Raw genomic sequence first — 10074 nt, 5'->3', positions numbered from 1 at the left:
CCAGGCGAGGCGCGCCTGCGAGGGCAGCGTGGGCAGGTCGGTCGCACCGCGCTTCGCCGCCAGCCGGCCGAGCTGTTCGGCCTGCGGCAAATGCGGTGAACGCGCGAGGATCGGCATGATGTCGGCAACTTCGGCGCGCGGGCTGTTCGGCGCGGTGAGCAGTTCGGCGCGCAGGAAATCGTTGAGCGGGCTATTGTCGGCGCCATCGAGCAGGGATTTGGCATCGGCCCAGCGCTGGCCCCGGATCGCGGTGAGCACCTGCGTGTAAAGCTGTTTCTGTTTCGACGACAGGATGTCGGGCACCGTTTGGGGTGCAGACACGATGTCGCGGTTGCCGGAATCGGCGGCGAACGCCGTTGCGGAAATCGAGGAAATCGCCAGAACGGCGCATGAAATCATGGTTTTGGTCATATTCTGCATCCGTCAACGTCCCCGGTTGAACAGTTTCAGGCTATCCCAGGCTGCCGCTTTCTGAGCGGGCCGAGCCAGCAGCATCGCGGGATGCGCTACAGCCACGGCCTCCATCTTGCCGCCATCTTGGTTAATATCGAGTAACTTTCCGCGCGCGTCGGGCAGCGGCAAGCGGGCGGCCATGCGGACGATATCGCTGCCGATCAGCAGCAAACGTCCCGGTTTCGCCAGTCGCAAGTGATGCCAAAGCAGCCGGTCGAGCTCGGCGGCATCTTCGCCGTCGCAGCGGCCGCCGGCGGGGCGCGTCACCGCGAGGCTGGCGACATAGCAACCGCCACGCGCCATTCCGATCGCCTGCAACATCGCGTCGAGCAGCTTGCCCGCCGGGCCCGCAAAGAGCGTGCCGTCGCGCTGGTCGTCGATTTCGGGCCATGCGGTGAGCAGCATCAGCGGCGCGCCCGCTTCACCGGCAGGGAGCACCCGGCGCGCGTCCCACTGGCTGCCCGGCACATCGTCGGCCGTCGCAAGCCAGTTCTGAAATTCGGTCCAATCGTCCGGAAACACGACCGGACCCTTGGGTTCGGCCGCCTCGGGCGTCTCCTGCCGCTGGAGCGCAGCGGGAAGCGGGGGCAGTTCGGGCTCGGCGTTGACGACGCGTTTCGGCTTGGGCGCCGCAGCGTCATTTGCGGGCGGCGTGACGAGCCAGCCCGCCGGCTGCTCGCCGACGAGCGCATCGACCCCCGCCAGCGACCACCAGTCGCAAGTGCTTTGTGCCAGTAACGCTGAATATGACCCACCCATCGATTTACACCAAACAGGTGGTTGACGGACCCGTCAATTGGCGGGCATCGCATTTCGTGACAGAATGAGCGCGGGACACGATGAATGATCCCGTGCGGGGACGGCAGAAAGGTATTTGCGGTGAGCGAACGGGAATCGATGCCCTATGACGTGGTCATCGTTGGCGCGGGGCCGGCGGGGCTTTCGGCGGCGATCCGCCTCAAACAACTGGCGAATGACGCGGGCAGCGAATTGTCGGTGTGCATCCTCGAAAAGGGGTCCGAGGTCGGCGCGCACATCCTTTCGGGGGCGGTGATCGATCCCAAATCGCTCGACGAGCTGCTTCCCGAATGGCGCACGCAGGGCTGCCCGCTTGCCGAAGTTCCCGTGAACGACAATCAGCACTGGGTGCTCACGAAGACGAAAAAGTTCGGCCTCCCCGAATTCATCTCGCCCGGTTTCATGCACAACAAGGGCACCTATACCGGCAGCCTTGGCAATCTTTGCCGCTGGCTCGCCGAACAGGCCGAAATGCTGGGCGTTGAAATCTTCCCCGGCTTTCCCGCTGCGGAGATTCTCTACAACGAGGATGGATCGGTCAAAGGCGTCGCGACGGGCGACATGGGCGTCGCGCGCGACGGCAGCCACAAGGGCGATTATGCGCCGGGCCTCGAACTCCATGCGAAATACACCTTCTTCGCCGAAGGCGTGCGCGGCCACCTGACCAAGATGATCAAGCCGCAGTTCGCGCTCGACGCCGATTGCGAACCGCAGGTCTATGGCCTCGGCGTCAAGGAACTGTGGGACATCAAGCCCGAGAACCACGCAGCGGGCCGCGTGATCCACACGCAGGGCTGGCCGCTCGACCAGAACGCCAATGGCGGCGGCTTCCTCTATCATCAGGCGAACGGGCAGGTCGCATTGGGCTTTGTGACCTGGCTCAACTATCGCAACCCGCACATTTCTCCGTTCCAGGAGATGCAGAAGTGGAAGACGCATCCTGAAATCGCGAAGATCCTCAAGGGCGGCAAGCGTGTGTCCTATGGCGCGCGCGCGATCAGCGACGGCGGCCTGCAGTCGGTGCCGAAGCTGGCTTTTCCGGGCGGCGCGCTGATCGGCGATACCGCCGGTTTCCTGAACGTGCCGCGCATCAAGGGCACGCATACCGCGATGAAGTCGGGCATGATGGCGGCCGAGGCGGCGTTCGCGGCGGTGACCGCGGGCCGCAGCAGCGACACGCTCGACGCCTATCAGACCGCCTTTGACGAGAGCTGGGTGAAGAAGGAACTCAGCGTCGTGCGCAACGTGTTGCCGCTCGTCGAGAAATATGGCGACCTGGCGGGAACGATCCTGTCGGGCATCACGATGTGGCTCGAAACGCTCAAGATCAAAGTCCCCTTCACGATGAAGCATCATCCGGACAATGAGAGCCTGTACCGGGCTGACATCATGCCGAAACTGGATTACCCCAAACCCGATGGCGTGCTGACCTTTGACCGCCTGTCGTCGGTGTTCGTTTCGAACACCAACCATGAGGAAGACCAGCCGGTCCATCTGCAACTCAAGGATCCGTCGATCCCGGTCGCGTATAATTTGCCGCTCTACGACGAGCCCGCGCAGCGTTATTGCCCGGCGGGGGTGTACGAGATTGTCGGCGAAGCCGAAGGTGATCCCAAATTCGTGATCAACGCGCAGAATTGCGTTCACTGCAAGACGTGCGATATCAAGGATCCGACCCAGAATATCAACTGGGTCACCCCCGAAGGCGGCGGAGGCCCCAATTACCCGAACATGTAAGCCCGCGCGCTTCTTTCTGATCGCCGCCGCGATTGCGGCGGCGGTTCCGGCGCACGCCGTCGACGATAATGGCGCCGCGCTCAACGCGCTCGTGCGGGCACGGCTGGCGGAAGAGAGCGGCGAGCCCGCCGCCGCGCTGTCGGCACTCACCACGGTTTCGAGCGTTGCGCCCGACCTGCCGGGTCTGCGCGGACGGATGCTCGAACAAGCGATCGAGGCGGGCGACCTGGTTGCCGCGCGCGCCGCCGCCCTGCGTTTATGGACCGCCGGCGACCGCCGTTTCGACGCACAACTGGTGCTGATGGTCGATGCGATGCGCCGGGCGGACTGGAAAGCCGCGCGCGATTATGCGGCGGGCCGGATCGACAAGGCCGGGGCCGACACGATCGCGCGGCTGATCCTGCCCACGGTGAACGCCTGGATCGATGTCGGTGCGCGCGAAAAGCAACCCGAACGGCATCTGCAGGCGGTGAACAGCCGCACGCGTCCCGAACCGGCGCTGACGCTGCAGGTCGCGCTCGTCCAGATCGCGACCAAACGCACCGGCGAGGCGGCGACGCTGACCGACGGCGTCACGCTGACCGACCGGACAAGCCAGCTCGTCGGCCTGCGGCTTGCGGCGACGCTCGAGCGGGCTGGCTCGCGCGATGTGGCGCAGCGGCTGCGCGGGCGGATCGCGCTCGCGTCAGGGCAGCGCGAGGATCCGATGCTGTTGCTGCCCGACCAACCCGTTACGACGCCGCAGGCGGGTGTGGCGCAATGGCTTGGCCTGCTCGCTGACGGCCTGGCGCGGACGCCGGGCGGCAGCGCGAAGCTGCCCTTGCTGTTCGCGCGCGCCGCCTATTGGCTCAACGATGAGGATCTGGCGGTGCGCACGACGCTTGTCGAGGCGCTCGATCGCAATGGACAGCGGGGCGATGCCATGGCGCTGCTCGAAACCGGGCGCGCGCCGCTCCCGCCGGTTCTCGCGATGCGGCGCGCCGAATTGATGGCCGACGCCGGTGACCTGCCCGGTGCGGCCAAGCTGGCCGAGGCCGCGGCGGCCGGCACTGACGCGCGCAGCATGCTCGTCCGCCTTGCCGATATCGCGCGGCGATCGGGCGATCCGGCGGCGGCGGCACGCGCCTATGAGCGCCTCGAAGCGTCACTGGGAAACAGCGCGGGCGACAATATGCTCCGCGGCACGTTGCTGATCGCACGCGCCGAACTGTTGCTGCAGGAAGGGCAGTGGGATGCGGCGGCGCCTTTGATGGAACGCGCCGTCGCGCTGAGGCCCGACGATGCCTCGATCCTCAACTTCGCCGGCTATTCGGCGCTCGAACGGCGCAAGGATGTCAAACAGTCGCTCGCGCGGATCGAGGCGGCCTGGGCGCAGGAGCCGCAGAATGCGAGCATCGCCGACTCGCTCGGCTGGGCCTATTTCCTGACCGGTCGTACCGACGACGCGGTGAAGCTGCTCGAAAAGGCGCAGCTCGGCGAACCCGGGAATGCCGTGATCGTCGAGCATTTGGGCGACGCCTATTGGAAGGCCGGGCAGAAGTTTCAGGCGCGCTACAATTGGCGCGCGGCCGCGCTGCTCGCCGACGCCGAAATGGCGACGCGACTGGAGGCGAAGCTGCGCGACGGGCTGACCCCCGCCAACACCGCACCGTGACCGCGTTTCGCGAGACGGGCTGGGCCAAGATCAACCTCGCACTCCATGTCAGGGGGCGCCGGGCGGACGGCTATCATGCGATCGAGACGCTGTTCGCCTTTGTGGGCGACGGCGACGCGATCGCCGCCGAGTTCGCCGATACCGATGCGCTGGCGATCGACGGGGAATTCGCCGACGGGCTGAGCGCGGGCGGCGACAATCTGGTGATGAAGGTGCTCGCATCGCTGCGCGGCCGCTATGGCGCCGATCGGGTGCCGCCGCTTGCCGTGACGCTGACGAAGCGGCTGCCGGTGGCGGCGGGGATCGGCGGCGGGTCGGCCGACGCAGCCGCGATGGCGCGGCTGATCCGGGCGCATTTCCTGCCCGAGCTGAATGATGCGACGCTGGCGCGGCTCGTCGGCCCGCTCGGCGCCGACGTCGCCGCCTGTGTGGCGAGCACGACCTGTCTCGGTGTCGGCGTCGGGGAAGAATTGAGCGCCGTGCCCGAGTTGCAGCTTGGCGGAACGCCGGTGCTGCTCGTCAACCCGCGCCAGCCGGTCGCGACGGGGCCGGTTTTTGCGGCGTGGGACGGGATCGATCGCGGGCCGCTGTTCACCGGCGCCGACCTGCGCGCCGGGTTGTTCGGCGCGCGCAACGATCTGCAGCGTCCGGCGATCGCGCAGTGCCCGGCGATTGCCGACATATTGCTCGAACTTGGCGGCCTGCGTCCATGGCTCGCGCGCATGTCGGGGTCCGGCGCGACCTGTTTTGCGCTGTTCGATGCGGCCGCCGGGCGCGACGCGGCGGCGGCGCTGCTGGCCGAACGGCATCCGGGCTGGTGGTCGATGGCGGGGACATTGCGATGAGCGAAGCGTGGCGGCAGATCGGGGAAGCGCGGGCGGGCGGCATCTTGCTGATCGCCGATCATGCCTCGGCCTATGTGCCTGGCGACGTCGATCTCGGCATCGATCCCGCGCTGCTGACCAATCATATCGCGATCGACATCGGCGTCGCCGAAGTTGCGGCTCTGCTCGTCGAGAGCGGCGCGGTCGATGCGGCGATCCTTGGCGGTGTGTCACGGCTCGTCGTCGACTGCAATCGCGAAGAGGATGCGCCGGGGGTGCTTCCGATCGCGAGCGACGGGCATGCGGTGCCGGGCAATGCGCTCGACGACGCGGGGCGCGAGGTCCGGCTGGCACGCTTTTTCCGCCCCTATCATGCGCATATCGCCGCGACGATCGCCGCGCAGCGCCCGGCGATGATCCTGTCGCTGCACAGCTTCACGCCGTCGCTCGCGGCGCATCCCGACCAGGCGCGGCCGTGGCACGTCGGGGTGCTCTACAATGAGGACGATCGGCTAGCGGCGGCGGCGATTGCGGCTTTGGAAGCCGAAGGCATGATCGTCGGCGACCAGCAGCCCTATTCGGGCAAGCTGCTCAACGCGACGATGAACCGCCACGCCGAGGCGAACGGGATTCCCTATGTCGGGATCGAGATGCGGCAGGATCTCGCCGGCGATCCGGCGGGGCAGGCACTGTTTGCGGAGCGGCTTTCTCGCATGTGCAGCAAAGTTGCATTGAATCTGGCCAAATAGGCGTGTAGAGGCGCGTCTCTTCGCTTATTTTTGAAATAAAATTATCAGGATTGTTTGAAATGCCTTCATATCGTTCGCGCACTACCACCCACGGCCGCAACATGGCGGGCGCGCGCGGCCTCTGGCGCGCGACGGGGATGAAGGACAGCGACTTCGGCAAGCCGATCATCGCGGTGGTCAACAGCTTCACCCAGTTCGTGCCCGGCCATGTCCACCTGAAGGATCTCGGCCAGATGGTTGCGCGCGAGATCGAAGCATCGGGCGGCGTCGCCAAGGAATTCAACACGATCGCGGTCGATGACGGGATCGCGATGGGGCACGACGGCATGCTCTATTCGCTGCCGTCGCGCGACCTGATCGCGGATTCGGTCGAATATATGGTCAACGCGCATTGCGCCGACGCGATGGTGTGCATTTCGAACTGCGACAAGATCACGCCGGGCATGCTGATGGCGGCGCTCAGGATCAACATCCCCGTTGTCTTTGTGTCGGGCGGGCCGATGGAGGCGGGGAAGGTCGTGCTGAAGGGCAAGGAGATCGCGCTCGATCTGGTCGACGCGATGGTCGCCGCCGCCGACGAGAAATATACCGATGCCGAGGTCACCGAGATCGAGCAAGCGGCGTGCCCGACCTGCGGTTCGTGCTCGGGCATGTTCACCGCCAATTCGATGAATTGCCTGACCGAAGCGCTGGGGCTGTCGTTGCCGGGCAATGGTTCGACGCTCGCGACGCACGCCGACCGCAAGGAGCTGTTCCTGCGCGCCGGGCGCATCGCCGTCGAGATGTGCAAGCGCCATTATGAGGAAGACGATGACAGCGTGCTGCCGCGCAATATCGCGACCTTCGAGGCGTTCGAGAATGCGATGAGCCTCGACATCGCGATGGGTGGGTCGACCAACACCGTGCTCCACCTGCTCGCCGCCGCGTTCGAGGCGGGGGTCGATTTCACGATGGACGACATCGACCGACTCTCGCGCCGCGTACCGTGCCTGTCGAAGGTCGCGCCGGCGAAATCGGACGTCCATATGGAGGACGTCCACCGCGCCGGCGGGATCATGGCGATCCTCGGCCAGCTCGAACGCGCGGGACTGCTCCACGCGCATCTGCCCACAGTACACAGCGCAACGCTGGGCGATGCGCTCAACAAGTGGGATATTTCGAGGACGAACGATCCCGCTGTGCAGAAATTCTTCATGGCGGCGCCGGGCGGCGTACCGACGCAGGTGGCGTTCAGCCAGGACCGGCGCTGGGACTCGCTCGACCTCGACCGCGAAGCTGGCGTGATCCGCTCGGCTGAACATGCGTTCAGCCAGGACGGCGGGCTGGCGGTGCTGTCGGGCAATATCGCGCGCGACGGCTGCATCGTGAAGACCGCGGGTGTCGACGAGAGCATCCTGAAATTCACAGGTCCGGCAAAGGTTTATGAAAGCCAGGACGCGGCGGTCGCGGGCATCCTGACCGGGCAAGTCGAGGCGGGCGACGTCGTCGTCATCCGCTACGAAGGACCCAAGGGCGGGCCGGGCATGCAGGAAATGCTCTATCCGACGAGCTATCTGAAATCGAAGGGGCTCGGCGCCGCGTGCGCGCTGGTCACCGACGGGCGCTTTTCGGGCGGCACGTCGGGGCTGTCGATCGGCCACGCCTCACCCGAAGCCGCCGAAGGCGGAACGATCGGGCTGGTCGAAAATGGCGACCTGATCGAGATCGACATCCCGAAGCGCACGATCAACCTGATGGTCGCGGACAACACCCTCGCCGACCGCCGCGCGGCGATGGAGGCGAAGGGCGATGCCGCATGGCAGCCCGCGAAGCCGCGCCCGCGCAAGGTTTCGGTAGCACTTCAGGCCTATGCCGCGATGACGACGAGCGCTGCGCGCGGCGCGGTGCGCGACCTGTCGCAGTTGAAGGGCAAGGGATGAGAAGACTCGGGGGGGTATTGCTGGCGCTGATTGCACTTGCGGGCTGCAATCGCACATCCGATAACAGCGACCTTGCCGAGGCCGAGGCGCGCGGATCGCGCGAGGCGGCCGAGAACGGCCGCATCGAATGCGCGCTCGAAGGCGCCAAATTGTTCGACCGCACCTGCACCGTCGAGGAAATGAGCGGCGAGGACGGCGCGGTTCTTGTCGTCGGGCGCAGCAACGTCGGTTATCGCCGTCTGCAGATCACGACCGACGGACGCGGTTTGGTGTCGGCCGATGGCGCCGAACCCGCGAAGGTGAGCATCGTCGGCGACAATGTCATCGAGGTCGCGATCGGCAACGACCGCTATCGCCTACCCGCGAACACCGGCGCGAAGTAGTCGCTTTCGCCCGATCGTGATAGGGCAGGGGTCATGTCCGTTCCCGCCGATGCCCCGATCCTGACCGCCAAGGCGATGCGCGAGGCCGAGGCCGCGTGCGCGATCCAGGGCACGTCGCTGGCCGAGCTGATGGAGCTTGCGGGTGCGGCGGTCGCCGACACCGCGTGGCGAATGGCAGCGGGCGCACCGATCCTGATCCTGTGCGGACCCGGCAACAATGGCGGCGACGGCTATGTCGCGGCGCGCTTGCTCGCAGAGCGGGGCGCCCCGGTGCGCGTAGCCGCGCTGGCCGATCCCACAACCGATCTGGCGAAGGCTGCGCGGGCAGGGTGGAACGGGCCTGTCGAGCCGCTGAACGGCCGCCTTGCGCCTGCACCCCTGATTGTCGACGCGCTGTTCGGCGTTGGGCTGTCGCGTCCGATCCCGGACGGGCTGGCCATAATTCTTCGCCATTTTTCCGACCGGCGAATCCTGGCGGTCGACCTTCCAAGCGGGATAGAGAGCGATGGCGCCCAGGACTGGACCCCGCCCCTCGCCGCCGATGTGACGCTGGCGCTGGGGGCGTTGAAGCCCGCGCATGTCCTGTTGCCGACCGCACCGGGTTGCGGGCGCGTCCTGCTCGCACCCATCGGCATATCGGCGAGCAAGGCGATGCGCAGCTTGCCCCCGCCGCGGACGCCCACACCCGATATGACGGCCCACAAGTTCACGCGCGGCATGGTGCTGGTCTTCGCCGGGCCGATGCGCGGCGCCGCCGGACTGACCGCAGCGGCGGCGCAGCGCGCGGGCGCCGGCTATGTCGTGCTCAACGGCGCCGAGCGCGCGCCCTTTTCGGCGATCATTACCGAAAGCGACGAAAAATTCGGCCAGCGGCTGGGTGATCCGCGCGTCGGCGCGGTCGTGATCGGACCGGGATTTCCGGCAGGCGACGAATTGCTGTTCGATGTCGAGGCGGCGCTCGATTCGGGCAAGCCGCTCGTGCTCGACGCTGCCGCGATCGATGCCGCGTTGCCGCGCCTGTCCGAAACGCCGCGCAAGGCGATCCTGACCCCGCATCAGGGCGAGTTCGCGCGCGCTTTTCCGCAGCTTTACGGCAGCAAGATCGACCGTGCCAAAGCGGCTGCGGTGCGGACGCAGGCCGTGGTGATCTACAAGGGCGCCGACACCATCATCGCCGCGCCCGATGGCCGTGTTGCCGCCGCCTGGCCGGGCAGCCCCTGGCTCGCGACGGCGGGGACGGGCGATGTGCTTGCGGGCGCGTGCGGTGCGATGCTCGCGCGCGGCGGGGATGCCTTCGATGCCGCGGTCGCTGCGGTGGGCTGGCATATCGCGCAGGCGGCGCGTATAGGCCCCGGCCTTGTCGCCGACGATCTGGTTAGGGAATGAAATGACTGAAGCTGCGCTGATCGAGCGCATTGCCGCGCGCGGTGATGGCGTGACGGGCGACGGCCGCCATGTGGCGGGCGGCGTGCCGGGCGACCGCGTCCGCGACGACGGGATCATCATTCCGGGTCCCAACCGCACCGATCCCGTGTGCCGTCATTTCGGCAAATGCGG

The 10074-nt window shown here is 66.8% G+C and carries 8 protein-coding genes and 1 pseudogene; 7 read left to right on the top strand and 2 right to left on the bottom strand.

Annotated features, from left to right (window positions below; translation table 11 throughout):
- Positions 1-411 (bottom strand): annotated as a pseudogene (locus VJ811_RS17220) (lytic transglycosylase domain-containing protein); the annotation flags it as partial.
- 12 nt (positions 412-423) lie between these two features.
- Positions 424-1212 (bottom strand): uracil-DNA glycosylase family protein, encoded by a 789-nt coding sequence (locus tag VJ811_RS17215; RefSeq protein ID WP_324074638.1) that lies wholly within the window; start codon positions 1210-1212, stop codon positions 424-426.
- Positions 1213-1332: 120 nt separating this feature from the next.
- Here VJ811_RS17215 and VJ811_RS17210 point away from each other — a divergent pair, with 120 nt between their 5' ends.
- The 7 genes from VJ811_RS17210 to VJ811_RS17180 all read left to right on the top strand — a co-directional run bounded on the left by VJ811_RS17210 (position 1333) and on the right by VJ811_RS17180 (position 9903).
- Positions 1333-2988 carry an electron transfer flavoprotein-ubiquinone oxidoreductase gene (locus VJ811_RS17210; protein ID WP_324074636.1) on the top strand — a complete coding sequence of 552 codons (1656 nt, stop codon included), beginning with the start codon at positions 1333-1335 and terminating at the stop codon, positions 2986-2988.
- A 91-nt stretch (positions 2989-3079) separates the two neighbouring features.
- Positions 3080-4642 (top strand): hypothetical protein, encoded by a 1563-nt coding sequence (locus tag VJ811_RS17205; protein ID WP_324074634.1) that lies wholly within the window; start codon positions 3080-3082, stop codon positions 4640-4642.
- Positions 4639-5487, top strand: a complete 849-nt coding sequence (locus VJ811_RS17200; protein ID WP_324074632.1) for a 4-(cytidine 5'-diphospho)-2-C-methyl-D-erythritol kinase — start codon at positions 4639-4641, stop codon at positions 5485-5487. Before VJ811_RS17205 ends, VJ811_RS17200 begins: the two co-directional genes overlap by 4 nt.
- Entirely contained in the window at positions 5484-6215 is a 732-nt protein-coding gene (locus VJ811_RS17195) for an N-formylglutamate amidohydrolase (protein ID WP_324074630.1), read from the top strand. The genes VJ811_RS17200 and VJ811_RS17195 overlap by 4 nt, the downstream gene beginning before the upstream one ends.
- Positions 6216-6274: 59 nt before the next feature.
- Positions 6275-8134: a dihydroxy-acid dehydratase gene (gene ilvD, locus VJ811_RS17190; RefSeq protein ID WP_324074629.1), complete on the top strand. Its 1860-nt coding sequence runs from the start codon at positions 6275-6277 to the stop codon at positions 8132-8134.
- Positions 8131-8517 (top strand): hypothetical protein, encoded by a 387-nt coding sequence (locus tag VJ811_RS17185; protein WP_324074627.1) that lies wholly within the window; start codon positions 8131-8133, stop codon positions 8515-8517. The genes ilvD and VJ811_RS17185 overlap by 4 nt, the downstream gene beginning before the upstream one ends.
- A gap of 33 nt (positions 8518-8550) precedes the next feature.
- Entirely contained in the window at positions 8551-9903 is a 1353-nt protein-coding gene (locus VJ811_RS17180) for an NAD(P)H-hydrate dehydratase (RefSeq protein ID WP_324074626.1), read from the top strand.
- Positions 9904-10074 lie beyond the last annotated feature (171 nt).

The sequence above is a fragment of the Sphingopyxis sp. genome, assembly GCF_035250425.1.
Taxonomy (GTDB): Bacteria; Pseudomonadota; Alphaproteobacteria; order Sphingomonadales; family Sphingomonadaceae; genus Sphingopyxis.
The sequence above is the reverse complement of the archived record's forward strand: the minus strand, read 5'-3'. Positions and strand labels throughout refer to the sequence as shown.